This window comes from Streptomyces sp. B21-105, assembly GCF_036898465.1.
Taxonomy (GTDB): Bacteria; Actinomycetota; Actinomycetes; order Streptomycetales; family Streptomycetaceae; genus Streptomyces.
The window spans coordinates 7,172,150-7,198,179 of the sequence record NZ_JARUMJ010000001.1 but is presented as its reverse complement, the minus strand read 5'-3'; the positions used below and the strand labels follow the sequence as shown (position 1 = coordinate 7,198,179).

The following is a 26,030-nucleotide window of genomic DNA, read 5'->3' as shown; positions in this document are numbered from 1 at the left end:
CTCACAGTCGGGGGTCGACCGGTTCCGATTCCAGGGCGAGGACGCCGAAGACCGCCTCGTGGACGCGCCACAGCGGCTCGCCCTCCGCCAGCCGGGACAGGGACTCCAGGCCGAGGGCGTACTCACGGATCGCCAGCGACCGCTTGTGGTTGAGGAAGCGGCCGCGCAGCCGGGTGAGGTTGTCCGGGCGGGTGTACTCCGGGCCGTAGATGATCCGGAGATACTCGCGGCCCCGGCACTTGATGCCGGGCTGGACCAGGCGGCCCTCTCCGTCCCGGCACAGCGCGCCCAGCGGCTTGACGACCATGCCCTCGCCGCCGCGTCCCGTCATCTCCAGCCACCAGTCGACGCCGGCCCGGACCGACTCGGGGTCGGCCGTGTCGACGTACAGGCGGCGGGTGGTCCGGAGCAGGCCGGTGGTGTCGTGCTCCACCAGCCGGTCGAGGAGCGACAGTTGTTCGTCGTGCGGCAGGCCGGCGAGGCTGCGGCCCTGGACGGCGAGGATCTGGAACGGGGCGAGGCGTACGCCGTCCAGACCGTCCGTCGTCCAGCAGTAGCGTCGGTAGGCGTCGGTGAACGCCGCCGCGTCCGAGGCGCGTTCACGCTGGCGGGCGAGCAGGTCGGCGACGTCGACGCCCCTGGCCGCGGCTCCGTCCAGAGCGGCGAGCGCACCCGGGAAGACGGCGCCGGAGGCGGCGCCCACGGCCGCGTACTGCGAACGCAGCAGGCCCGACGCCTTCAGCGACCACGGCATCAGCTCCGCGTCCAGCAGCAGCCAGTCGGTGTCCAGCTCCGTCCAGAGGCCGGCCTCGTCCGCCGCCGCGCGTATCCGGCCGAGGATCTCCTCGGTGACCTTGACGTCGTCGAAGAACGGGCGGCCGGTGCGGGTGTAGAGAGACCCGGTGGGGCCGTCGTCGCCGCCGACGGTGCCTGCCGTGCCGAAACGCTTGTGGGCTGTTTCCGCGTCGCGGCAGACCAGGGCCACCGCGCGCGAGCCCATGTGCTTCTCCTCGCACACGACCCGTGCGACGCCGTCGCGAGCGTACTGCGCGAACGCCTCCGCCGGGTGCTCCAGGTAGCCGTCCACCCGGCTGGTGGCGGTCGGGGCCATGGTCGGCGGAAGGTAGGGCAGCAGGCGCGGATCGACGGCGAACCGGCTCATGACCTCGAGGGCCGCGGCGGCGTTCTCCTCCCGGATCGAGATACGGCGCTGGCCGTCGTAACGGGTTTCGACGATGCGTCGGCCGTGGACGTCCGCCAGGTCCAGCGGTCGGCCGTCGTGGCCGCCCGGAGCCTCGGACCGCAGCGGCTTCACCGGCTCGTACCAGACCTGCTCCGCCGGGACGTCGACCAGTTCGCGCTCCGGCCAGCGCAACGCGGTCAGCTTGCCGCCGAAGACGACGCCGGTGTCCAGGCAGATGGTGTTGTTCAGCCAGGTGGCCTCGGGCACGGGCGTGTGGCCGTACACGACGGCCGCGCGGCCCCGGTAGTCCTCCGCCCACGGGTAGCGGACGGGCAGGCCGAACTCGTCGGTCTCGCCGGTGGTCTCGCCGTAGAGCGCGTGCGAGCGGACGCGGCCGGAGGTGCGGCCGTGGTACTTCTCCGGCAGACCGGCGTGGCAGACGACCAGCCGTCCGCCGTCGAGGACGTAGTGGCTGACCAGTTTGTCGATGAACTCCCTTACCTCGGTGCGGAACTCGTCGCTCTCGCCCGCCATCTGCTCGATGGTCTCGGCGAGTCCGTGGGTGTGCTGGACGTTGCGGCCCTTGAGGAACCGGCCGTACTTGTTCTCGTGGTTGCCGGGGACGCACAGGGCGTTGCCCGACTTGACCATGGACATCACGCGGCGCAGCACGGCCGGGCTGTCCGGGCCCCGGTCGACGAGGTCGCCGACGAACACGGCCTGCCGGCCTTCCGGGTGGACGCCGTCGGCATAGCCCAACTTGCCGAGCAGCGACTCCAGTTCGAAGGCGCAGCCGTGGATGTCGCCGATGATGTCGAAGGGGCCGGTGAGGTGGGTCAGGTCGTTGAAGCGCTTCTCGGTGACGATCGTGGCGTTGTCGACGTCCTCGACGCCGCGCAGGATGTGCACCTTGCGGAAGCCTTCGCGTTCCAGGCCCCGCAGGGAACGCCTCAGTTCACGGATGTGGCGCTGGATGACGCGGCGCGGCATGTCGGCGCGGTCGGTGCGGGCGGCGTTGCGTTCGGCGCACACCTCTTCCGGCACGTCCAGCACGACGGCGATGGGCAGCACGTCGTACTGGCGTGCCAGGTCGACGAGTTGGCGTCGGGCGTCCGGCTGCACGCTGGTCGCGTCGACGACCGTGCGACGGCCGGCCGCGAGCCGTTTGCCGGCGATGTAGTGCAGGACGTCGAAGGCGTCCCGGGTGGCGCTCTGGTCGTTCTCGTCGTCGGAGACGAGGCCTCGGCAGAAGTCGGAGGAGATGATCTCGGTGGGCTTGAAGTGGCGGCGGGCGAAGGTGGACTTGCCGGATCCCGACGCGCCGACGAGCACGACGAGGGACAGGTCGGTGACGGGCAGCACGCGGCCCTGCTTCGGAGGTACTCGGGTGTCGGTCATGCTGCCTTCGCCTCCTTCTTCTCGGCGCCGGTGCCGGCGTCGGCGTCGGCTGTAGCGGTGGTTGCGGTCGTGGTGGCGGTTGCGGTCGTGGTGGCGGTTGTGGTCGTGGTGGCGGTGCTCAGCTCGAAGACGGCCATCTGGGTGGGCGGGCCGACCTCCGGGTCGTCCGGTCCGACCGGGGTGAACCGGACGTCGTATCCGTGGCGTTCGGCGACCTGCGACGCCCACGTCCGGAACTCCTCGCGGGTCCACTCGAAGCGGTGGTCGCCGTGCCGGACGTGTCCGGCCGGCAGGCTCTCCCAGCGCACGTTGTACTCGACGTTCGGGGTGGTCACGAGGACCGTGCGCGGGCGGGCGGAACCGAACACCGCGTACTCCAGGGCGGGCAGCCGGGGCAGGTCGAGGTGTTCGATCACCTCGCTGAGCACGGCGGCGTCGTAGCCCTTGAGGCGGGTGTCGGTGTAGGCGAGGGAGCCTTGCAGGAGCCGCACGCGCGAGGCCTGCCGCTCCCCCATACGGTCGAGCTTCAGCCGACGGGAGGCGATGGTGAGCGCGCGCATCGACACGTCGACGCCGACGATCTCGGTGAACCGCCGGTCCTTGAGCAGCGCCTGCACCAGCTGGCCCTGGCCGCAGCCGAGGTCGAGGACCCGGGCGGCGCCGGCCTCGGTCAGCGCGGCGACGATCGCGTCGCGCCGCTGCACGGCCAGCGGTGTCGGCTTCTCCTCCGTCTCGGCATCCGCCCCGACCGCGTTGTCGATCTCGTCGACCTCGCTGTCGTCGGCCTCGGCGAGCCGGACCAGTTCCAGCCGCTCCATCGCCTGCCGGGTCAGAGACCAGCGACGGGACAGGTAACGGCTGGTGATCAGTTTCTGCTCGGGGTGGTCGGGCAGCCAGCCCTCGCCGGCGCGCAGCAGTTTGTCGACCTCGTCGGACGACACCCAGTAGTGCTTGGCGTCGTCGAGGACGGGCAGCAGGACGTACAGGTGACGCAGGGCCTCGGCGAGGGTGAGCGTCTCCGACTCCAGGACCAGGCTCACGTACCGCGAGTCGCCCCACTGCGGGAACTCCGTGTCGAGGGCGATCGGTTCGGCGCTCGCCGTCCAGCCGAGCGGCTCGAACAGGGCGCGGACCAGACCGGTGCCGCCGCGGGCGGGCAGCGCGGGCACCTCCACGTGCAACGGCCTTGTCTGTGCGGGCAGTTCGGGCTTCGCCGCACAGACGCCGCGCATCGCGCTGGAGAACACGCCGCTGAGCGCCACCGCGAGCAGCGAGGAGGCCGCGTAGGGGCGGTCGTTGACGTACTGGGCGAGGGCGGTGTCGGGAGCGCCGCCGCGGCCCTTGCCCTTGCCGCGCCGGACCAGCGCCACGGCGTCGAGCTCCAGCAGCAGCGCCGCGGTGCAGCGCTCGGCGTCGGCCTGTGGATAGAAGACGTGGGCCGTGCCGTAGGAGGTCGAGAACGCCTGCGTTTTCTCGGGGTGCTTGTGCAGCAGGAAGCCCAGGTCGGTGGCCGGGCGTTCGGGGATGCCGGTGGTGCTGATCGTCAGGAACACGGTGGGTGCCTCGGATGAGTGCGGATGGGGTGCGGGAACGCTTCTCACGTGCTCACGCGCACTCCAACCTATCGACGTACCTTCGTCGGCACGCGGGAATTTCGGTGCCGCCCGGCACCGTCGTCCCTGGTCAGCCGCGGGGGTCGGCCACGGGGGACGGCCATGGGCGTCGGCCATGGGGAACGGCCGCGGGGAACGGCCGCGGGGAACGGCCGCGGGGAACGGCCGCGGGGAACGTCCTGGACGGCCGGGGCTGGGACGGACGGCCGGGCTAGGAGCCGATACCGGCCGGCTCCTCCGCCCTGCGCCACGGGCTGACTCCCAGTTTCCCCGTGGTGCCGAGGTCCAGGTGGGGGGTCACCGTCACCGGCGCGGCGCCGGCCGTGGCGCGCACCCTGACGTAGGGGACGTCGACGGCCTCGCCGAAGCCGGTGGTGTTGCGCCACATCATCCCGGCGCGCGCCCGCTCCCCGGGCTTCAGGGTCACGGCCCGGGGCTGGTCGTCGAATCCGGTGACGGTGGCGATTCCGCCGCTGCCCTTCATCACCTTGACGCCCCGGACCGGCTGGAGATCGTCGTCGAGCAGGCTCAGTCGCGGGTAGCCCTCGAGGGTGCGGTTCTTGGTCCCGCAGTTCTCCAGGAACAGTCCCACGACACGCAGGCCCATGGCGGCGTCGCCGTCGTCGGCGGTGACCCGGACGCCGGAGGGCGGGCAGACTCCCGGTTCGGTCGGCGCCTCGTCCGCGGGCACCTTGGTGACCTGGGCGACCTTCACCGTCGTCACCGGAGGCGCTCCCGGTGGGAGCGTCGCCATCCGTACGGTCCCGGTGACCGTACGGCCCGCTCCGACCGAGCGGACGGTCACCTTCTGGTTGCCCATGGCCCCGCCCGTGCTCGTCGTGAAGCCGAAGAGGACGGTGTACGTCAGAGCGCCGGGGGTCGAGTTGACCACCTCGTAGGCGGCGGAAACGGGAGCCGCCACAGAAGCGGAGGGGGACGCGGAGGGGATGGTCACCGAGGTGATCCGCACGCCGTCGACCGCGGGCCGGTCGACCGGGGAGGGCGACGTCGAACCGCCTGCGCGGGCACCCCCGTTCTGCGTGCCGGCGTGTTCCGATCCGCACGCTGTGAGCAGCAGCGCGGCGGCGACGGCGGTGAGGAGGAGGGCGGGTCTGCGCATCCGGCAACCCCATCAGGGCCCCGCCGGACCGGCCGTGACGGAGGCCACTCCTCCGGTCACAGCCGTGTCACAGATCACCGGCCAGGCGCCCTCCCGGTGTTCGGACGCGCCACCGAGCCCGCGCAACCGAGCCCGCCCCGGCCTCTCGCGTTCCCGGCCTCTCGCGCCCTGTGACCTACGGCAGCTGCGCCTGCACCTGCGCGGAGATCAGTTCCAGGTGGTCCAGGTCGTGCAGGTCCAGGACCTGGAGGTACATCCGCCGGGAGCCGATCTCGGCGAAGCGGCCGATCCTGTCGACGACCTCGGCCGGGGAACCGGCCAGCCCGTTGGTGCGAAGCTCGTCGACCTCGCGGCCGATCGCGGCGGCCCGCCGGGCGAGCTCCTGGTCGTCCTTGCCGACGCAGACGACGAGGGCGTTGGACAGAGTGATCGCGTCCGCGTCGCGCCCGATCTCCTCGGCGGCCGCCCGCACCCGGCCGAACTGCCGCTCGCTGTCCTCGACCGTGCCGAACGGCATGTTGAACTCGTCGGCGAACCGGGCGGCGAGCCGCGGGGTGCGGGTCGCGCCGTTCCCGCCGATCAGCACGGGGATCTTCGCCTGTGCGGGCTTGGGCAGCGCGGGCGAGCCGGTGAGCTCGTAGTACGTGCCGTGGAAGTCGTAGGTCTTGCCGGGCTCGGTTGCCCACAGGCCCGTGACGATCTCCAGCTGCTCCTCCAGCCGGCCGAACTTCTCCTTCGGGAAGGGGATGCCGTACGCCCTGTGCTCCTCCTCGAACCAGCCTGTGCCGAGGCCCAGTTCGATGCGCCCGCCGGACATCTGGTCCACCTGCGCGACCTGGATGGCGAGCACGCCGGGCAGCCGGAAGGTGCCGGCGGTCATCAGGGTGCCGAGGCGGATGCGCTTCGTTTCGCGGGCGAGACCGGCCAGGGTGATCCAGGCGTCCGTGGGGCCCGGAAGACCGCTCACGTCGCCCATCTTCAGATAATGATCGGACCGGAAGAAGGCGTCGAACCCGAGGTCCTCGGTGGCTTTCGCCACGGTGAGGAGGGTGTCGTAGGTCGCCCCCTGCTGGGGCTCGGTGAAGATGCGAAGATCCATGCCTCCATCCTGCACTCCGTCCGTCCCGGCGACCCCACCGGACCCCGGACGCCACCGAGCCCCGGCCGCCGCCGGACCCGGGTTCTCACCGTTCCGACCAGGCTCTCAACGTCCGGCCAGGTGCTCAGGGCTCCGCACAGGTGCTCAACGCTCCGGTACCGCGGCCTCCCGTTCCTCCCGTTCCTCGCGTGCCGTCAGTTTGCGCAGCATCTCCAGGACCCGGTCCCGGGACTCGTCCGCCGCGTCGATGGCCTCCATGCACTTCCAGTACGTGCCCTGGTCGTCCGCCGAGCTGGCCAGGCCGACCAGGGCGATGCCGACCTCGCCGAGCAGGCCGGCCAGATCGAGCAGCGCCTGGCGGGCGTCCTCCAGTTCGGTCAGCCGGGCGGCGAGCAACTCCCCCGGATCGAGGTCCGGAGCGCCCAGCACGCCGCAGCCCCGGCCCGCCAGTTCCGTCAGGCCCAGCGCCTCGCCGCGCAGTTCGGGCGGGCCCGAGACGGCGAGGCGGCTGCCGATCGCCTGCGCCAGGGCCTGCGCCTGCCACACCTGCGTGAGGATCTCCGCTCCTTCGCCGCTGTCCGCCAGCTCGCGTCTGCTCGTCAGGATGAGCCGCACCGCGTCCATACGCCGCCCCGTCTGTCCGGACGTGCTGGTTCGCACGCCCACCCGAACACCCTTGTTCACTACCCAGAGTGAGGGCGTGAGGGGCGAAAAGCCAGAGGATGACGGAAATCTGTGGACAACAAATCGGTTTCGGTCCGCCGGTTGACTGCGGAGAGTGAAATCGGATTGTCCCGCTCCGCCGAAGTGGCCGCTGCGGGGTGCCACTAAGGGGCGGGGAATCTGCGCTCGTTGCGGTCGATCTTCGCGTCCAGCGCCGTCAGGGGGTCGATCCCGAGCACCTCGCACAGTTGCAGCAGATAGGCGAGCACGTCGGCGACCTCGTCCGTCACGCGGTGGGCGGTGTCGGGATCGTCCATCACGCGGGCCGACTCCTCCGGCGTCAGCCACTGGAAGATCTCGACGAGTTCGGACGCCTCCACGCTGAGCGCGGCGACGAGGTTCTTGGGCGTGTGGAAGGGCTGCCAGTTCCGCACGGCCGCGAACTCGGCCAGTCTGCGCTGCAGTTTCGCCACATCCAGGTGTCGTTTCGTCACGGACCCAGGTCTACCACCGTCACGCCGTCGGTACGGGCGGCCCAGGAGCCGTCGCTGACCGCGCCGACGCAGCGGATGTGCCCGCGTTCGGCCATCCGCACCGCCAGGCGCAGCAGTTCGGCGCGCTGTCGGACGTCGAGGCCGCGGTCCAGGCCGTCGGCGAGCAGAGTGAGGGTCTGCGTCGCGGCGGGAACCTCGCCGGCCGGGTCGACGTCGAGGACGCCCGGCCCGGTGAGCAGCACCAGGGCGAGGGCGAGGTAGCGCAGTTCGCCGTATCCCAGCCGGGCGAGTTCCGTACACCCGCCGCCTGCGCGGTCGAGCACCGCGCGGACCGTGCCGTCGGGCAGTGGTTCGGCGCGAAGGTCCACCACCGGCCCGGCGCGTCCCGCGGATCCGGCGGACAGCGCGGCCACCAGGGCCGCGTGCCGCCGTCCGCATTCCTCGCGGATGCGCCAGAGGACGGCGGCGAGGTTGTCGCAGCCGGTCAGCAGGCGGCCGGAGCCGGTGGGGACGGGGACGCCCATCCAGTCGGGCTGCGGATCGCAGGCGAAGACGGACCGCAGGGCGACCACCATCTGTTCGGCGGCGGCCAGCACCTGTCGCTGGCCGTCGGTCTTGCCCGCGACGCGCAGCGGCAGCAGCGCGGTGCCGAGGCGGTCGTCGGGCAGCGGGGCGCGGGTCACCGGCGCGGAGCCACCGGTGTGCCAGGCGGCCTGCACCGTGCGCCGTCCGGGATCGCGCAGCGCGGTCTCCAGCAGGACGACGCCGCCCGCGCTCAGCCGCTCGCCGACGATGCGCAGTTCCGGCTCGGCCTGCACGGCGACGTCGAGCCGGACCGGCCCGGCGGGGCCGTCGGCCGTGCAGCCGATACGGAATCCGCGGCGTCGCTGCGCGTCGGGGCGTGCGCCCTGCGGCACGCACGCGACCGGATCGGCGAACACCTCGGCCAGCCGTGCTCCTCCCCCGAGCCGCGCCAGCGCCTCGTACGCCCGCAGCGCCGTGCTCTTTCCGGTGCCGCTGGCCCCGGTGAACAAGGTGACGGCCCCCAGCGGGAACCGCGCGCCCCGATGTCCCGCGAAAGCGGAGAGCCGCAACTCGGTGACGCAAGCTCGCGGTTGCCGCAGGGATGTGGACGCCGTTGCGGCGGGCTCGGACGCCGGACGGGCGCGCGATGGCGGTGGCGGTGGCGTGAGCCCGCCGGCGGCTGCCGTCCGCACGCCGCCGCCACGGGGCGCGGTCTGCTGCTCCCCGTGGCGATACGTCTGCGGCTGCGGCTGCGGCTGTGGCTTCGCCTGTGCGGGCACGATGGGGGGCGCGTCCCCGGTCGCCGCCCCGTCGGGCGCGGCGTGCGGCACGTGGGCGGCGCGCGGCACAGGAGCGGCGTGCGGCAGGGGGGCGGAAGAGGAGAACGACGAGGGCATGTCCGGACGGTAGGACTCCACCGTCAGCCGAACCGTTACGCCCCGACGAGCTTCCCACCATCGAGCGACGTGCCCCGCACCTCAGACCTCCGGTACGCCGGCTCCCTCCATGATCCCGCCGACCTCGGTGCCCGGCGGGGTGAGCAGGAAGACGTTGCGGTCGACCCGGTGCATACCGCTGGCGAGGCCGAAGACGACCCCGGTGGAGAAGTCCAGCACCCGTTTGGCGGTGTCGGTCTCCGCCCCGGTCAGGTCGAGCAGCACCGGGATGCCCGCCATCAGCGTCTCGGCGACCTCACGGGCGTCCGCGAAGACGTTGACCCGCAGGACGACGAAACGGCGCCGGGTCTCCGTCTCGGAGTCCGGGAGCGAGCGGTGGTCCACCGCCGAGGGCCACGCGTCCCGGCCGCGCAACGGAACGACCTGTGCGAGCCCTTCCCACTGCTCATCGGTGACGTCGTAACGGTTCACCGGCACCCCCCGAACTGACTCGCCTTCAATGCGTCCACCAGTCAATTCTTACGCCAAGTCACCCGTTCGGCCCAACAGCGACACGGGCCGCCACCGCACCGCCTCCCCCGAGACGCCCGTTCGTCGCGCCGCCGCCGGAGAGCGGCCCCCGGCCCTCGCCGGAGAGCGGCCCCCGGCCCTCGCCGGAGAGCGGCCCTCGTCAGGCGGGCTTGCGCGTGAAGCGGAGGGTGGCGGTGACGGCGTCGCTCGCCGAGACGGTCACCGCGGCGCTGGACCACGTGATGGGCCCTGAACAATGCGCCGCCCTGAGCGGCCCGCTGCCCGACAACGCTGCCAGGACCGCAGCCGACGCCGAAGCCGACGCCGACGCCCACCCCGGGGCGAGCACCGGGCCGGCCGACGCTTGAGCCGACGCGGCTGCGGCTTCCCCCTTGTCGGGTGACGCAATTGATCATCGAGTTCGCACCCGATAAAGCAAGCCGGTTGCCCCTCTTGGTGTTTTCGCCGTACCGAGACGGCACGACCATGTGGTGAATTGCCTTCGGCATATGTCAACGCGGATTCAAGGGGATTCGTCATTCATCGGCCGGCGGCCCGGAACGGGGAGGGTCGGGGCGGGTTCGGCCGTCCTCGGAGATGTCGCCCCGCGCCATTCGTGATCAATTCCTGCGGCACGACGGCCGGGCGGTCGCCCCGCCACCTCGGGGACTCGCGGCGACACGCCGCCGTGCGCGAGCACCGGGCGGTCGCCGCCCAACGTGGGCGTGGGGGAAGCCTGTTGTGGAGCGCGAGCCTCCGCCGCGCGGCAGCCACGGCCGGGGCCGGGCGAGCTGCCGCGACGCGTGTCGGCGTCAACGGACCTGTAGGCGGTCGTCGATCGACGGATCAGCCGCAAAGCTCGAGCACAAATTACACACATACTCTCTTCATACCGGCCCCCGATGGTCTAGATTGACCTTGCTTCGGCCGTTCGAACACGAGGCGACCCGTAATGATCTATAGGTCTGGCGTTACGAAAGGGCGGTAGTCGCGTCCCCGGCGCCGGACGTGGGGGTGATCGATTCATGGGGCCCTGGAGGGGCTCGGGTGCGGGGAGCATCCGAGATCTTCGACGGGTCGCCGCACACCTCGAGAGTCGGGCAGGACCTGTGCGTCCGCTGCCGCCGGGGTGGGTGTTCACATAGCGCTGGAATACCGGGATGTCGTGCGCGGGGGGCGGGGGCCTGCCGCGGGAGGAACAGCGCGACAAGGGGGGCGGGGGCCTCCCGAGGGGAGGGACGGTACGGGGGGCGGGGGCCTCCCGGGGGGAGGAATCAGTGTTAGGCGAACACGTCGAACCACTGGGGAACCTGGGGGGTTCTGTGCGGCAAGGGGAGCTAGTCAGCCCGTTTCCGTCGGCGCGCGGGCGTCTGGAGAACGACACGATCAGCCGGCCCGCCATCGACTGGGAGCAGCGGTACCGCCGTACCGTGATCATCAGCGATACCGCGGCCACCGCGTTCGTGGTGGCGGGCATCGGCAACTTCTTCGGGGCCCGGGACGCGGCCAACTGGCATGAGAAGTGGGGCATTCTCGCGTTCGGCACCGAGTTGCTGGTGCTGGGGGCGCTCGCGGTGAGCCGGTCGTGGGCTCCGGCCGTGCTCGGCCAGGGCGCCGAGGAGTTCCGCCGGCTCGGACGTTCGCTGTTCGCGGCGACCGTCGTCCTGGCGCTCGGCGGGATCGCCCTCACCTCGCGCAACATCAAGCTCTGGATCTTCGTCGCGGTCCCCGCGATCGCGATCGTCACCATGACGGCGCGGTATGTGCTGCGGCTTTGGCTGCACAAACAGCGGAAGGAAGGACGGTGTCTGCGACCGGTGCTCGCCGCCGGCAGCCCGGCCACCGTGCGCGACCTGATCGCCCGGACCCGCAAGTTCCCGCACCTCGGCTGGCGGGTGGACGCGGTGTGCACGACGGACGGTCTCGCGCTCGACGGCGACCTGGTGGAGGGAGTGCCGGTCGTCGGCCGGCTGGCGGACGTCGCGGGCCATGTGCGCCGCGACGGCTACCGGGTCGTCGCGGTCACCCCGGACCCGTACTGGTCACCGGACCGGCTGCAGCGGCTGGCCTGGAACCTCGAGGGCAGCGACGCCGAGATGGTCGTGGCCCCCGTGCTGATGGAGGTGGCCGGCCCGCGGCTGCACATCGACGCGGTGCTCGGCATCCCGCTGCTGCGGGTCAGCATGCCGACCTTCACCGGGGGCCGCCGGGCGGTCAAGGGCGTCGTCGACCGGATGGGCGCGGCGGTCCTGCTCGTCGTGTTCGCGCCGCTGATGGTGTGCGTCGGGCTGCTCGTGCTGGTGGACAGCCGGGGCGGGGTGTTCTACCGACAGCGCAGAGTCGGCAAGGACGGCGGCGAGTTCACCATTCTCAAGTTCCGCACCATGGTCGCCGACGCCGACCGGGCGCGGGCCCAGCTGTCCGCCCTCAACGAGGGCGCCGGTCCGCTGTTCAAGCTCCGCCGGGATCCGCGGGTGACCCGGGTGGGAGCGGTGCTGCGCCGGTACTCGATCGACGAACTCCCGCAGTTGTTCAACGTGCTCACCGGATCGATGTCGCTCGTCGGCCCGCGGCCCCCGCTGCCGGAGGAGTCCGCCGCGTACGGCCCGGACATCCGGCGGCGGCTGCTGGTCAAACCCGGGCTCACCGGTCTGTGGCAGATCAGCGGACGCAGTGACCTGTCGTGGGAGGAGGCGGTACGGCTGGACCTGCGGTACGTGGAGGACTGGTCGCTCGCCCTGGACACGGTGATCTTGTGGAAGACGCTGCGTGCGGTGCTCTACGGCCAGGGGGCCTACTGATGCGCCGGGGCCCGCTGAGGCGCCGGGGGCGACTGACGTGCCGGGGGCGACAGATGCGCCGAGGGGAACTGATGCACGGGGGGCGACTGATGCGCGAGGGCCTACGGATACGCGGAGGCCAACGGATACGCGCGGGTCAACGGATGCGCGGGGGGCTGCGATCCGACGGCCCCGTCGGTGTGCGGACCGCAGGCCGTGAGGGCCTGCCCGGGGGGAGGAACGGGTCATGAAGGTCAGCGTTTTCGGGCTCGGCTACGTGGGCTGTGTGTCGGCCGCGTGCCTGGCGAGCATGGGTCACGAGGTCGTCGGGGTGGACGTCAACCAGGTGAAGGTCGACCTGGTCAACGACGGCAAGGCACCGGTGGTGGAGGAGCGCATCGGCGAGCTCATCGCCGGCGTCGTGCGGACCGGGGCGCTGCGCGCCACCGGCGACGTCCGCGAGGCGATCATGGACAGTGAGATCTCGCTGGTCTGCGTGGGCACGCCGTCGGAGCCCAACGGCAGCCTGTGCACGACGTACTTGGAGCGGGTCACCGAGGAGATCGGCGCGGCGCTGGCCGAGCGGGGCGGGCGGCACACCGTGGTGTTCCGCAGCACCATGCTGCCGGGCACCTGCCTGAACCTGCTGGTGCCGATCCTGGAGAAGTACGTCGGGGGCACGGCCGGGGTGGACGTCGGGGTCGCGGTCAACCCTGAGTTCCTGCGCGAGGGCACCAGCGTGCGGGACTTCTTCGACCCGCCCAAGACCGTCATCGGCGAACTCGACCCGGCGAGCGGCGACGCGGTGGCGGCGCTGTACGGGGACCTGCCCGGCGAGGTGTTCCGGGTGCCGGTCCCGACCGCCGAGGCGATCAAGTACGCGGACAACGCGTTCCACGGCCTCAAGATCGGTTTCGCGAACGAGCTGGGCGCGGTGTGCCAGGCGCTCGGCGTGGACTCGCACCAGGTGATGGACGTGTTCCTGGCCGACCGCAAACTGAACATCAGCCCCGCCTATCTGCGGCCCGGCTTCGCCTTCGGCGGCTCGTGCCTGCCCAAGGACCTGCGCAGCCTGGTCCACGCGGCGCAGCGGGCCGACGTCTCGGTGCCCATCCTGTCCCATGTGCTGCCCTCCAACTCCGACCATCTGCAGCGTGCGGTGGAGCTGGTGGAGCGCACCGGGAAACGCCGGGCGGGCCTGTTCGGGCTGTCCTTCAAGCCCGGCACCGACGACCTTCGCGAGAGCCCGCTCGTCGAGCTGGCGGAGCGGCTCTTCGGCAAGGGGTACGACCTGAAGATCTACGACGCGAACGTGAGCATGTCCCGGCTGCTCGGCGCGAACCGGGAGTACATCGAGACCCGGCTGCCGCATCTCGCGCAACTGCTCGCGGACTCCGTCGAGGAGGTGCTGGACCACGCCGAGGTGTGCCTGGTCGGGACGAGGGACCCGGCCGTGCTGTCGGCGCTGCCCCGTGGCGACGACGGTCCGGTGATCGTCGACCTCGTCCATCTCCCCGACGCCGACGCGCGGCGGGCCGACCGGGGGTACGTGGGCCTTGCCTGGTGACGTGAGAAGCGGCGAGCGGTCGAAGCGGCGTGCGCTGATCCTGGTGGAGAACCTGTCGGTGCCGTTCGACCGGCGGGTGTGGCAGGAGTGCACGACGCTGCGCGACGCGGGCTGGACGGTGCACGTCATCTGCCCGCAGGGGACCAAACGGGACACGGAGCCGGAGGCCGTGATCGACGGGGTGCGGATCCACCGCTACCCGTTGCGTGCGGCCACCGGGGGGCCGGCCGGCTATCTGCGGGAGTACGGATCGGCGCTGTGGCACACGGTCCGGCTGGCCCGCAGGGTCGGCCCGGTCCACGTGGTCCACGCCTGCAACCCGCCCGACCTGCTGTTCCTGCCCGCGCTGTGGCTGAAGCGGCGCGGCGCGCGGTTCGTCTTCGACCAGCACGACCTGGTGCCCGAGCTGTACCTGTCCCGGTTCGGCCGCGGCAAGGACCTGCTCTACCGTGCCGTGTGCGCGCTGGAACGGCGGACCTACCGGGCCGCCGACGTCGTGCTCGCCACGAACGAGACCTACCGGGACGTCGCGGTGCGCCGCGGCGGCAAGCGGCCGGGGGACGTGTTCGTGGTGCGCAGCGCGCCCGACGTCGAGCGGTTCCATCCCGTGCCGCCCGAGCCGGAGCTGAAGCGCGGCAAGCCTCATCTGCTGTGCTACCTCGGCGTGATGGGCCCGCAGGACGGCGTCGACTACGCGTTGCGGGCCCTGGCGAAACTGCGCGACGAGGTCGGGCGGAGCGACTGGCACGCGGTGTTCGTCGGCGGCGGCGACACCTTCGACGCGATGGTGGAGTTGTCGCGGCGGCTCGGGCTCTCGGAGCAGGTGGAGTTCACCGGGCGCATCCCGGACGCCGACCTGGTGCGCTACCTGTCCACCGCGGACGTCTGCCTCTCCCCCGACCCGAACAATCCGCTCAACGACGTGTCGACCATGAACAAGGTCCTCGAGTACATGGTGATGGGGCGGCCGGTCGTCTCGTTCGACCTCAGGGAGGCGCGGGTCTCCGCCGGTGACGCCGCCGTGTACGCGCCCGCCGACGACGAGGCCGAGTTCGCCCGGCTCATCGCCCTGCTGCTGGACGACCCGGAGAAGCGGGCCCTGATGGGCAAGATCGGCCAGGAACGGATCGGCGGGCCGCTGTCGTGGCGGAACTCCCAGCGATCGCTGCTCGCCGCCTACGACGCCGCCTGCGGTGACCGGGCGGCCCCGGTGACCGCGCGCGACCCGGACCCGGCAGGGGAAGGTCGCACCATTGAGCGATGACACGATACGCCTGGTCACCATCGGGCGGATTGTCCGCCGGCGCTGGCGGCTGCTCACCCTGTTCGCCCTGCTGGGCGCGCTCGTCGGCTACGGCGCCTCCGTGCTGTTCCCGCCGCGGTACACGACCTCGGCGTCGGTGCTGCTGCCGGGGACGTGGGAGGAACGTGAGCTGCTGACGCAGACGGAGGTGGCGACCAGTTCGGTGGTGGTCGACCGCGCGGCCGCCACGCTCGGCTGGGCCGGGGTCAGCGGCAGCGACCTGCGGGAGCGGGTCGGCGCCAAGCCCACCGACGGGAACATCATCAAGATCTCCGGCACGGCCGAGTCCCCGGAGCGTGCGCAGCGGCTCGCCGACCAGGTGGCCAAGGAGTTCGTCTCCTACGCCACCCGGATCGCGAGCGAGACGGCCGACCCGGGAGCGGCGGAGGAACTCGCCGCGCTCCGGCAGTCGGTGGAGGACACCAGCCGCCGCATCAGCAAGCTCGCCGACGCGACCGATCGGGGGGAGACCGTCGAGAGCGTGCAGACCCGCACCGAGCTGGAGAAGCTGCGCACCGCGCTGCGGGAGGCCATCAGCACCATCAAGCAGGCCGACCCGTCCGACGACGAGGCGAAGAGACTGGTCGTCATGGGGTCGGCGGCCCGGCCGACCGGTGAGGCGCCGCCGACGAGGACTCAGCTCGTCTCCGGCGGAGCGCTGCTGTTCTTCCTGTGCGCGGTCATCGGCCATCTCACCGCCGCGCGGATGAGCCGCCGGCTCCGCGGCGAGTCCGAGATCACCGCGGCGCTGGGCTCGACGCTGCTGGGTACCGTCGACGTGCCCGTGAAGCGGCCCACGCACCGGCCGGAAGGCCGGGGCCCGCGGTCGTGGGTCCGTCGGCTGCTGGGCCTGGACGTCCGGTGGGACATCCCGGCGCCGCAGCTGTCGGGCGACGAGGCCAGCAGGCAGACCCGCTACCGGCGGGTCTGCTCCCGCCTCCGGGACCGGCTGCCGGCCCCGCAGCGGCTGCTGGTCGTCTTCCCCGAGGGGGACGAGATCGCCCGCCGGGCCGCGGAGCAGCTCGTCGTGGAGGCCGGGAGCGATCCGCTGCTGCGCGCGGTGGCGGTCCCGGTGTCCCGGCCGATGGTGCCGGACCGCGGCCGCGAGTCGGGGGCGCTGGTCGTGCTCAGCGCCGGCAGCTGGACGGCGGCGGAGCTCGCCGGTGTCTCCGAGGCGTGCGCGGACGCGCGGCACGCGGTCGTCGGCGTCGTCCTCGCCGGTCCGGTCCGTGCGACGCGGTCGGCCGACCGTCCTCGGCGCACCGCCGTACGGGACACCAAGGTGGCGGACACCGCCGTACCGGACCGCGCCGGTCCGGACTCCGCCGGTCCGGGCAGCGCCGTCCGGACGGCCGCGCGATTCGACGGCGAACGGGACGACGCGACAGGAGTCACCGGGTGACGACGAGTACGACCGCCCAGTCGTCGGCCGCCGCTCCGCTGCTGGATCTGCAGGTCCTGGTGGCGGCGGTGCGCAGGCGGCGCCGCCTGTGGCTCTCGCTGGCGCTGGTGGGGCTGCTCGCCGGCGCGGCGGTGGCGTTCCTGCTGCCGCAGCCGCCGACCGCCGTGACCAAGGTGCTGGTCGCGCACGAGGACGACCAGCCGAGCGACCCCGGAACGCTGATCCGCACCGACGTCGCGCTGCTGCAGACCACCCGGATCGCCGAGCAGGCCCTGAAGTCCCTCAGGTCCCCGGAGAAGGCCGAGGACTTCATGCGGGACTACAGCGGTACCGGGGTGACCAACAACCTGCTGCAGATCACCGTGACCGGTGACACCGACGCGGAAGCGGTGGCCCGCGCCGAGGCGTTGGCCGAAGCGTTCGTCGCGGACCATGTGCGGCGGATACAGGGCACCGCGAAAGCCGAGGCCAAGGCCCTGCTCGACCAGCGCGACGAGCTGAAGAGACAACTCGCGCAGGTCAACAAGACGATCGGGGACGGCACCGAGGCGAGCGGGCCGGGGTCGTCGGCGGACCTGGAGTCGCTCTACGCCCGCCGGGCCGAACTCACCTCGCAGATCACCGATTTCAGCCAGCGCGCCGGGGAGGCGAGCATCGGTGCGCCGCGGCTCGTGGCCGGCACGCAGATCGTGGACGCCCCGTACGTGGTGCGGCACTCCCTGCCCAGGACGGTCGGCACCGACGCCGCGATCGGGCTCTTCCTCGGGCTCTTCCTCGGCCTCGCGGCGGCGGCGGTCGGCGCGGTGGTGGCGGACCGTCCCGTGCTGCGCCGGGAGATCGCCCAGAACCTCGGCGCCTCGGTCGTCGCGGAGCTGCCCCACCGGACGGGCGGGCGGTGGCAGCGCCGCCGGGTCCGGGCGGCACGGACCCGGCTCACCACGTCCCTGGCCCGTTCCGTGCGCGGCTCCGCGGAGCCCGTGTCGCTGCTGGAGCTGGGCTGCGCGCGCAACACGGGCGTGATCGCCCTGGACCTCGCCGGGGCACTGGCGGCCGACGGGCCGGTGGTCGTCGTCGACGGTCTGCCGGGCCGGCACCTCGCCGATCGCCGGACGAAGCCGGGGGACCCGGTCGTCGTCACCGGCGAGCGGGCCGCGGACGGCTCGCCGCAGGAGCGCCGGATCGGCGTCGGCTCGGTGGCGCCGGGCACGGCGTGGACCGACCTGCAGTACCTCGGCACTCGTACGGTGCTCGTCGTGCGGGCCGGGCACGGCAGCGCCGCATGGCTGCACACCGTGGCACGGCAGCTCGCGGACCAGCACATTTTCGTGATCGGTGTGGTGCTGATCGACCCCGACCCGCGTGACCGGACCGACGGCACGCTGTGGGACGGGCCGCACACCGCGCCGCGCGGCCGCGGCGAGCGGCCGGCCCGGCCGAAGGGTGGGGGTACCTCCCACGCCGTTCAGGCAGTGGGGGAGGCCCCGCGGCGGGCCGAGCGGCAGCCGATGTGGGCGGCGCGGGTCCCGGACAGCGACCAGGAGGCTCAGTAGCACATGTGTGGCATCGCAGGAACGTACCGCTGGCCGGACGGGAAGGCCGTGACCGACCGGCTCACCGACACCCTCGCCCACCGCGGACCGGACGGGTCGGGCCGCTACAGCCACGCCGTCGGTGACAGCGAGGTGCACCTCGGGCACCGCCGGCTCGCCATCATCGACCTGACCGGGACCGGCGCCCAGCCGATGGTCTCGGACGGCCTCGTGCTGACGTACAACGGCGAGCTGTACAACGCGCCGGAGCTGCGTGCCGAGCTGGCGGCCGCCGGGGTGCGCTTTCGCGGCAGCTCCGACACCGAGGTGCTGCTGGAGGCCTGGCGACGGTGGGGCACGGACTGCCTGCCCCGGCTGCGCGGCATGTTCGCGTTCGGGATCTTCGACGAGCGGACGGGTGACCTGGTGCTGGTCCGCGACCAGCTCGGCATCAAGCCGCTGTTCCTGCTGCGGCGCGGCGAGGGCCTGGTGTTCGCCTCCGAGCTGAAGGCGCTCGCCGCCGTGACGGGCGGGTCGCTGGAGGTGGACCACGCGGCGCTGGTGGCGTCGCTGCTGTACTACTGGGTGCCCGACTCGCGGTGCGCGTTCCGTGAGGCGGAGAAGCTGCCGCCGGGCAGCTGGCTGAGGTGCCGGCCCGACGGCCGGGTGGAGCGCGGCCGGTTCTGGAACCTGCGGGACGTCGCCGCCGAGGGCCGGGAGCGGGCCCTGGCCGGTGAGCTGCCGGACCTCGCGGCCGTCGTCGAGGAGTCGACCCGGCGCCACCTGATCTCCGACGTGCCGGTGGCGACGTTCCTCTCCGGGGGCCTCGACTCCAGCTATCTGACCGCGTTGGCGGCCCGCGACCGGCCCGGGATCTCCGCCTACACGATCGGGTTCCGCGCCGAGGACGCCCGGTTCGAGGCGATGCCGGACGACCTGCGTTACGCCCGGCAGGTGGCCGGGCGGTACGGCGTCGACCTGCACGAGATCGAGATCGCCCCGAACGTGCTCGACCTGCTGCCGCGGATGACGTACCACCTGGACGAGCCGATCGGCGACCCCGCCGCGATCAACACGTTCCTGATCTGCTCGGCCGCCCGGGAGGCCGGGGTCAAGGTGATGCTGTCCGGGATGGGCGCCGACGAGCTGTTCGCCGGGTACCGCAAGCATCTGGCGAACGTGCTGGCACTGCGTTACCAGCGCGTCCCGCGGCCGCTGCGGCGCGGACTGTCGGCGGCGGTGGACCGGCTGCCGGTCGCGTCGGCGCGCCGCGGGTACCGGTCGGTGCGCTTCGCGAAGCGGTTCCTGTCCTTCGCCGATCTGCCGGAGGAGACCGCGTTCCGGCGCAGTTACACCATGTACGACCGGGGCGAGCTGCTGGACCTGATCGATCCGGACCTGGCCGGGACGGTCGACGACGTGCTGACCGAACACGCGGACGTCTACCGGGACAACGACCTCGACGACTTCGTCAACCGTATGTGCCTGGGCGACGCCCGCATGTTCCTGCCGGGTCTGAACCTCGCCTACACCGACCGGTCGAGCATGGCCGCGTCGATGGAGGTGCGGGTGCCGTACGTGGACGTCGAGGTGGTCCGGGCTGCGTTCGCCGTGCCCGGCGCCCGCAAGATCGTCGGGCGGCAGGGCAAGGCCGTCCTCAAGGAGGCGGCCGTCTCGGTGCTGCCCCGGGAGATCGTGTACCGGCCCAAGGGCCTGTTCAGCGCCCCGCTGCGGGCCTGGATGAGCCGGGATCTGGCGCCGCTTGTGCGCGAGGTGGTGAACGACGGCGAGCTGGTGCGTTCCGGGATCCTGCGCCGTGACGCGCTGGCGCGCATGGTCGCCGAGGACGCCGCCGGGCGGCGGGACTTCTCCAAGCATCTGTGGCACGTGCTGACCCTCGAGCACTGGTATCGCGGCGCGACCTCCGGTTCCGGCCCGAACCCCCTTTGACCATAGGTGACTTGACCACCGGCGACTTCGACCACTCGACCGCTCGAACCACTTGACCACGGCCAGCTGAACCGACAACCGAGGACTCGACCGAGATGCCCATCGACTCGACCGAACAACCGGCGACTTGACCACTGACGACGGCGTAGAGACAAGAGGACTTCGGGTGAAACAGGTCGTGCAGAACTACAAGAGCGGTGAGCTGGCGCTGATCGACGTGCCGGTGCCGGGGTGCAAGGCGGGCGGTGTGCTGGTCCGCAGCGCCTACTCGCTGATCTCCACCGGGACCGAGCTGATGAAGGTGTCCGAGGCCGGCATGTCGATGCTGGGCAAGGCCCGTTCGCGGCCGGACCAGGTGGCCAAGGTCGTGCAGAGCGTGGCCGCCAACGGGGTGCCCGCCACGTACCGCAAGGTGATGGGCAAGCTGGACTCGTACACGCCGCTGGGTTACTCGCTGTGCGGGGTGGTCGAGCAGGTCGGCGCCGGCGTCGACGACGTGAAGGTGGGCGACCTCGTGGCCTGCGCGGGCAACGAGCACGCGTTGCACGCCGAGTTGAACTGGGTGCCGAAGAACCTGTACGCGCCGGTGCCGGACGGTCTCGCGCCGCGGCACGCGGCCTTCGGCACCGTCGGGTCGATCGCGATGCAGGGCGTCCGTCAGGGCGAGTCGCGGCTCGGCGAGGTGGCCCTGGTCATCGGCCTCGGGCTGATCGGGCAACTGGTGGTGCAACTGCTCGCCGCGTCGGGGGTCCGTGTCGTCGGGGCCGACCCCGACCCGGCGCGCTGCGAGCTCGCCGAGCGGCTGGGCGCGGCGGCCTGCGGCGATCCCGGCTCCGCGGCCGTGGAGAACGCCGTCGCCGAACTCACCGACGGCCACGGCGTGGACCAGGTGTACCTGGCCGCCGGCGGCGGCAGCAATCAGCCCGTCGAGCTGGCCGCCCGGCTGTGCCGGGACCGCGGCCGGGTCGTCGACATCGGCAAGTGCCGGCTGGACCTGCCGTGGAACGCGTACTACGAGAAGGAGCTCGACGTCCGGTTCTCCCGCAGTTACGGCCCCGGGCGCTACGACCCGGCGTACGAGCTGGAGGGGCGGGACTACCCGATCGGCTATGTGCGCTGGACCGAGCGGCGCAACCTGGCGTGCTTCCTCGACCTCGCCGCCCGCGGCCGGGTCGACGTGGAGCCCCTGATCTCCCACATCGCCGCCTTCGACGAGGCCGTCGAGACGTATCAGCGGCTGAAGGACGGCGAGTTGAAGGCCGTGGCCGTGCTGTTCCGGTACCCCGGGCAGAAGGAGGACGCGGCGGAGGCGCAGGCCCTCGCGGTGACCGTGCCCGCGGTGCGTCGCGGCACGGCGGCGCCCTCCCCGGCCCGGGCCGCCAAGGCGCCGGTGCGCCTCGCCTTCGTCGGCGCCGGCAACTACGCGACGTCGATGCTGCTGCCGCACCTGTCGCAGCGCGACGGCGTCGAGTTGTCCACGGTCGTCACCACGACGGCGCTGTCGGCGGCCAACGCGCAGCGCAAGTTCGGCTTCGCCGCGGCCACCACCGATCTCGACGCCGTGCTCGGCGACCCGTCGGTCGACGCGGTGTTCGTGGTCACCCGCCACAGCTCGCACGCCGAACTGACCCGCAAGGCGCTGCTGGCCGGCAAGACGGTGTTCGTGGAGAAGCCGCTGGCGCTGTCCGAGGACGAACTGGCGGATGTGCTCGCCGCGGTGGAGGAGTCCGGCAACGACCGGCTGCAGGTGGGCTTCAACCGCCGCTTCGCGCCGCTGCTCAACGAGGCAAGGAAGCGGTTCGGCGTCCGGACCGGACCGGCGAGCCTGCGCTATCTGGTCAACGCCGGCCGTCTCGATCACGGCAGCTGGTACCTCCGGCAGGGCAGCGAGGGCTCGCGCTTCGCCGGCGAGGGCGGCCATTTCATCGACACGGCGAGCTGGCTGCTGGACGCCGATCCGGTGTCGGTGTACGCGACGGCCACACCCGGCAACGAGGACCTCCAGGTCGTGCTGCGCTACCCGGACGGGTCCACCGCCACCGTCAGTTACGTCACCACCGGCGCGCCCGGCTTCCCCAAGGAGACGCTGGACCTGGTCGCCGACGGCAAGGTGCTGCGGCTCGACGACTTCGTCCGCGCCTCGGTCCACGGGCCCGAGCGGTGGGTCAGTTCGCGGCTGCCGAAGGCCCGGGACAAGGGCCAGTCGGCCGAACTGGCCGCGTTCGTGCGGGCCGTGCGGACCGGCGGGCCGATGCCGGTGCCGCTGGAGTCGCTGGTCGCCACCACGGCGGCCACCCTCGCCGTGCCGGCCGGCCTCGCCTGCGGTGCGCCGGTGACGCTCGCGGAGGCCCGATGACGGTGAGCGCGGGAAGTCCGGTCTGGTACCTGCGGCGGCTGTCCCGGATGGGGCCGCGGGAGGTCGGCGGCCGGGTGGGCGACGCGGTGCGCAGGCGGCGGTGGCGGTCGGGGCTGCCCGACGGCCCGACGGTGACCGGCGCCCGGTTCACCGCGGTCCTGCCCGCGGGGACGCTCGACGCGGTGCCGCCGGACGCCGCGAAACGTCTCGTCGCCGAGGCGGACCGGCTGATGGCCGGGCACGCCGAGTACTTCGGGGTGCCCCGCGACGACCTGGCCGACCCGGACTGGTTCTTCGACCCGAAGACCGGGCGCCGGGCTCCGGGGGGCTACGCGTTCGACGTGCCGTACCGCGACGAGGACGCGGCCGGGGACGTCAAGCAGATCTGGGAGCTGTCCCGGCATCACCACCTCACCGTGCTCGCCGCGGCCTACGCGGTCACCGGGAACGAGCGGTACGCCGAGCGGGTGGCCGCGCACCTGCGGTCGTGGTGGGCGGTCAACGCGCCGCTGCGCGGGGTGCACTGGACCAGCGGCATCGAGCTGGGGATCCGGCTGCTGTCGTGGGTGTGGGTCCGCCGGCTGCTCGACGGCTGGCCGGGCGCGGCGGAGCTGTTCGAGGGCAACCCGGTGGCGCACCGGCAGATCTGGCACCACCAGCGCTGGCTGGCGGCGTTCCCCAGCCGGGCGTCGTCGGCGAACAACCACGTCATCGCCGAGACGGCCGGGCAGTTCGCCGCGGCCTGCGCGTTCGACTGGTTCCCGGCCTCGGCGCGCTGGCGGACCGACGCGCTGCGGTCGCTGGAGCGGCAGTTGCGCGCCAACACCTTCCCGTCCGGCCTCAACCGCGAGCTGGCGAGCGAGTACCACGGGCTGGTGCTGGAGCTCGGTCTGGCCGCGCTGGCCGAGGCGGACGCCGCGGGCGTGCCGGCGCCCGCGACGGTGCGGCTGGTGCTGCTGCGGATGACCGACGCCCTCGCGGCCGTCGTGGACGACCGGCTGCGGCCGCCGCGCCAGGGGGACGCGGACGACGGGCACGGTCTGGTGGTGGACGGCGCGGGCACCGACCGGTGGGGCTCGCTGCTGGCCACCGGGGACGCCGTGTTCGGCCGGCTCGACTGGTGGCCGCCGGTGACCGGCGCCGATGTGCGCACCGGGCTGCTGGCGGCGCTCCTTAGGCCGTACGCGAAAGAGACGACCGCGCCGGCCGTGTCCCGCCCGGCGGGACGGCCGGCTGAACGGCCGGCGGCACAACCGGCGGGACGGGCGGCAGGGCGACCGGTGGGACGCCCGGCGGAACGGCCGGGGCACTTCGCCGACGCCGGCCTGACCGTCCTGCGGGGGGCGGGAAAGACGGGGGAGATCTGGTGCCGTTGCGACGGCGGCCCGCACGGGTTCCTGTCCATCGCCGCGCACGCCCACGCGGACGCGCTGTCCGTGGAGGTCCGGCACGACGGCGTCGACGTGCTCGCCGACCCGGGGACGTTCTGCTATCACGGCCAGCCCGAGTGGCGGCGGTACTTCCGCTCGACCCTCGGCCACAACACGCTGGAGCTGGACGGCGAGGACCAGTCGGTCTCCGGCGGCCCGTTCCTGTGGACCCGGCACGCCCGCAGCCGGATCCTGGTCGCGGACACGGCCGGCGCCGGTGACGGGGGGACGGTCCGCTGGTGCGCCGAGCACGACGGGTATCTGCCCTCCGTGCACCGCCGCCGGGTGGAGCTGACGCCCGCACGCGGGGAGCTGCGGATGGTCGACGAGGTGCGCGGCCCGCGGCGGGCCGTGCGGCTGGCGTTCCACCTCGGTCCGGCGGTCACCGCCGAACTGGCGGGGAACCGGGCGCTGCTCACCTGGACCCGGGACGGCGAGGACCGCTCCGCGGTGCTCGACCTGCCCGGGCAGCTGTCCTGGGCGGCGCACCGCGGGGAGAGCGACCCGCCGCTCGGCTGGTACTCCGCCGGGTTCGGGCGCAAGGAACCCGCCACCACCCTGGTCGGCTCCGGCTTCACCGACGGCACGGAGAGCTTCACCGACGGCACGGCGGGCTTCACGGACGGCACGGAGGGCTTCACCACCGTGCTCGGGTTCCAGGATTAGGGAAGGGGGAGGGCGCGTGGGGATCATGTGGCGGCGCCGGGCGCTGCCTGCGGCAGCGCTGGCGGTGGCTCTGCTGGCGGCGACCGGCTGTGACGGCGGCACGACGGACGCGACGCCGAGACCGACGACCGCGCCCTCCAAGCCCCCGACGTCCGTCGCCCGCGTGTGCGCCAAGCCGGCCGCCGGGCCGGCGAAGGCGCCGGCGGGCGCGGTGACGGTCGACCCGGCGGTCCCCGGCGACCTGGCCGCGAAGACCGGGAGCAGTCCCCCGCACACCACGTTCTGGCTGCGGCCGGGCAGGCACACGCTCCTGACGGACCGCTACGACCAGGTGATCCCCAAGGAGGGGAACGTCTACGTCGGCGCGCCGGGCGCGGTGCTCGACGGCCGCGAGAGCAACCACTACGCGTTCGGCGGCGCCGCCCCCGACGTCACCATCCGGCACCTGACCGTGCGGGGCTTCGTCGCGCCCCGTGACGAGGGCGTGGTCAACCACGACTCGGCCGACGGATGGGTGATCGAGCACGCCATGATCCGGGACAACTCCGGGGCCGGGCTGATGGCCGGGGCCCGCCAGCAGGTCCGCGCGAGCTGTCTGCGCGACAACGGCCAGTACGGGATGAACGCGTACAAGGACGGCGACCTCAGCGGCCTGGTGGTCGAGGGCAACGAGATCACGGGCAACAACACGGACGACTGGGAGCGGCAACGGCCGCAGTGCGGCTGCAGCGGGGGCGTCAAGTTCTGGGCCGTGAACGGCGCGGACGTACGCGGCAACTGGGTGCACGGCAACCACGGGACCGGGCTGTGGGCGGACACCAACAACAACGACTTCCTCATCGAGGGCAACCTGATCGAGGACAACGCCGGCGCCGCGCTGATCTACGAGATCAGTTACAACGCGGTCGTACGGAACAACACGATCCGGCGCAACGACTGGGTCGACGGCCGGGCCTCCGCGGCCGGCGGCGACACGTTCCCGTTCGCGACGGTCTACCTCTCCGAGTCGGGGGGCGAACCGCGGATCCGGGCCCGCACGGACAAGATCGAGGTCTACCGCAACGTGCTGGAGAACAACTGGTCCGGGATCACCCTGTGGGAGAACGCCGACCGGTTCTGCAACAGCCCGGCCAACACGTCGTCCGGTGACTGCACGTTGCTGGTGAAGGACACCGGCCGCTGCGTGCGGCCGGCGATCGCCGAGGCGCCGCTGTACTCCGACTGCCGGTGGAAGACACAGCGGGTGGACATCCACGAAAACCGCTTCGTGCTGGACAAGTCCGTCGTGGGCTGCACGGCGAGGTGCGGCCATATGGCGGTGCTGTCCAACTACGGCACGTACCCGGACTGGTCGCCGTACCAGGGCGAGCGGGTGGCCGAGGCGATCACCGGCGGGCAGCACAACCGCTGGCACGACAACGTCTACGTCGGACCGTGGACCTTCGTCGTGCACGACGCGAGCCGGACGGTCGGCGTCAAGCAGTGGCGGGGCACGCCGTACCGGCAGGACGCGGGCAGCGCCTTCCGCGCCGGGGACGGTGATTGA

Annotated in this window: 18 protein-coding genes; 10 read left to right on the top strand and 8 right to left on the bottom strand. The window is 72.5% G+C overall.

The genetic code is table 11. From position 1 onward, the window contains the following. Position 1: 1 nt before the first annotated feature. The 8 genes from QA802_RS32330 to QA802_RS32295 all read right to left on the bottom strand — a co-directional run bounded on the left by QA802_RS32330 (position 2) and on the right by QA802_RS32295 (position 9,462). Positions 2-2,581, bottom strand: coding sequence for a polynucleotide kinase-phosphatase (locus QA802_RS32330; RefSeq protein WP_334530135.1), 2,580 nt, complete (start codon positions 2,579-2,581; stop codon positions 2-4). After that, the gene (locus tag QA802_RS32325; protein ID WP_334530132.1) at positions 2,578-4,134 is read right to left on the bottom strand and encodes a 3' terminal RNA ribose 2'-O-methyltransferase Hen1; all 1,557 of its coding nucleotides are present in this window, start codon (positions 4,132-4,134) and stop codon (positions 2,578-2,580) included. The genes QA802_RS32330 and QA802_RS32325 overlap by 4 nt, the downstream gene beginning before the upstream one ends. A gap of 271 nt (positions 4,135-4,405) precedes the next feature. Further along, the gene (locus QA802_RS32320) at positions 4,406-5,314 is read right to left on the bottom strand and encodes a DUF4232 domain-containing protein (protein WP_334530129.1); all 909 of its coding nucleotides are present in this window, start codon (positions 5,312-5,314) and stop codon (positions 4,406-4,408) included. A 175-nt stretch (positions 5,315-5,489) separates the two neighbouring features. After that, on the bottom strand, positions 5,490-6,413 hold the full coding sequence (locus QA802_RS32315) for an LLM class F420-dependent oxidoreductase (RefSeq protein WP_334530126.1): 924 nt from the start codon (positions 6,411-6,413) through the stop codon (positions 5,490-5,492). Positions 6,414-6,557: 144 nt separating this feature from the next. Then, positions 6,558-7,037 carry a DUF6099 family protein gene (locus QA802_RS32310; protein ID WP_334535016.1) on the bottom strand — a complete coding sequence of 160 codons (480 nt, stop codon included), beginning with the start codon at positions 7,035-7,037 and terminating at the stop codon, positions 6,558-6,560. Between the two features lie 203 nt (positions 7,038-7,240). Then, entirely contained in the window at positions 7,241-7,570 is a 330-nt protein-coding gene (locus QA802_RS32305; protein WP_334530123.1) for a nucleotide pyrophosphohydrolase, read from the bottom strand. Then, a complete protein-coding gene (locus QA802_RS32300) occupies positions 7,567-8,991 on the bottom strand; it encodes an AAA family ATPase (RefSeq protein ID WP_334530120.1) in 1,425 nt (474 codons plus the stop codon). Before QA802_RS32300 ends, QA802_RS32305 begins: the two co-directional genes overlap by 4 nt. Before the next feature lie 81 nt (positions 8,992-9,072). Next, on the bottom strand, positions 9,073-9,462 hold the full coding sequence (locus QA802_RS32295; protein ID WP_319168924.1) for a cell division protein SepF: 390 nt from the start codon (positions 9,460-9,462) through the stop codon (positions 9,073-9,075). A 215-nt stretch (positions 9,463-9,677) separates the two neighbouring features. On the opposite strand from QA802_RS32295, the gene QA802_RS32290 reads away from it, so the two are divergent. The 10 genes from QA802_RS32290 to QA802_RS32245 all read left to right on the top strand — a co-directional run bounded on the left by QA802_RS32290 (position 9,678) and on the right by QA802_RS32245 (position 26,030). Next, positions 9,678-9,869, top strand: coding sequence for a hypothetical protein (locus QA802_RS32290; protein ID WP_334530117.1), 192 nt, complete (start codon positions 9,678-9,680; stop codon positions 9,867-9,869). A gap of 954 nt (positions 9,870-10,823) precedes the next feature. Next, the gene (locus QA802_RS32285) at positions 10,824-12,302 is read left to right on the top strand and encodes a sugar transferase (protein WP_334535014.1); all 1,479 of its coding nucleotides are present in this window, start codon (positions 10,824-10,826) and stop codon (positions 12,300-12,302) included. Between the two features lie 226 nt (positions 12,303-12,528). Continuing rightward, complete coding sequence (locus tag QA802_RS32280) at positions 12,529-13,848, top strand: nucleotide sugar dehydrogenase (RefSeq protein ID WP_319168920.1); 1,320 nt, start codon at positions 12,529-12,531, stop codon at positions 13,846-13,848. Between the two features lies 1 nt (position 13,849). Next, positions 13,850-15,112, top strand: coding sequence for a glycosyltransferase family 4 protein (locus QA802_RS32275; RefSeq protein ID WP_443042205.1), 1,263 nt, complete (start codon positions 13,850-13,852; stop codon positions 15,110-15,112). Then, positions 15,102-16,553 (top strand): Wzz/FepE/Etk N-terminal domain-containing protein, encoded by a 1,452-nt coding sequence (locus tag QA802_RS32270; protein ID WP_334530109.1) that lies wholly within the window; start codon positions 15,102-15,104, stop codon positions 16,551-16,553. Before QA802_RS32275 ends, QA802_RS32270 begins: the two co-directional genes overlap by 11 nt. Next, positions 16,550-18,103: a Wzz/FepE/Etk N-terminal domain-containing protein gene (locus tag QA802_RS32265; protein ID WP_334530106.1), complete on the top strand. Its 1,554-nt coding sequence runs from the start codon at positions 16,550-16,552 to the stop codon at positions 18,101-18,103. Before QA802_RS32270 ends, QA802_RS32265 begins: the two co-directional genes overlap by 4 nt. A gap of 3 nt (positions 18,104-18,106) precedes the next feature. Continuing rightward, positions 18,107-20,032 (top strand): asparagine synthase (glutamine-hydrolyzing), encoded by a 1,926-nt coding sequence (gene asnB, locus QA802_RS32260; protein WP_334530103.1) that lies wholly within the window; start codon positions 18,107-18,109, stop codon positions 20,030-20,032. A 166-nt stretch (positions 20,033-20,198) separates the two neighbouring features. Beyond that, positions 20,199-22,388 (top strand): bi-domain-containing oxidoreductase, encoded by a 2,190-nt coding sequence (locus QA802_RS32255; protein ID WP_334530100.1) that lies wholly within the window; start codon positions 20,199-20,201, stop codon positions 22,386-22,388. Further along, positions 22,385-24,484 (top strand): heparinase II/III family protein, encoded by a 2,100-nt coding sequence (locus QA802_RS32250; RefSeq protein WP_334530097.1) that lies wholly within the window; start codon positions 22,385-22,387, stop codon positions 24,482-24,484. Before QA802_RS32255 ends, QA802_RS32250 begins: the two co-directional genes overlap by 4 nt. 25 nt (positions 24,485-24,509) lie before the next feature. Continuing rightward, positions 24,510-26,030 carry a right-handed parallel beta-helix repeat-containing protein gene (locus tag QA802_RS32245; protein WP_334535012.1) on the top strand — a complete coding sequence of 507 codons (1,521 nt, stop codon included), beginning with the start codon at positions 24,510-24,512 and terminating at the stop codon, positions 26,028-26,030.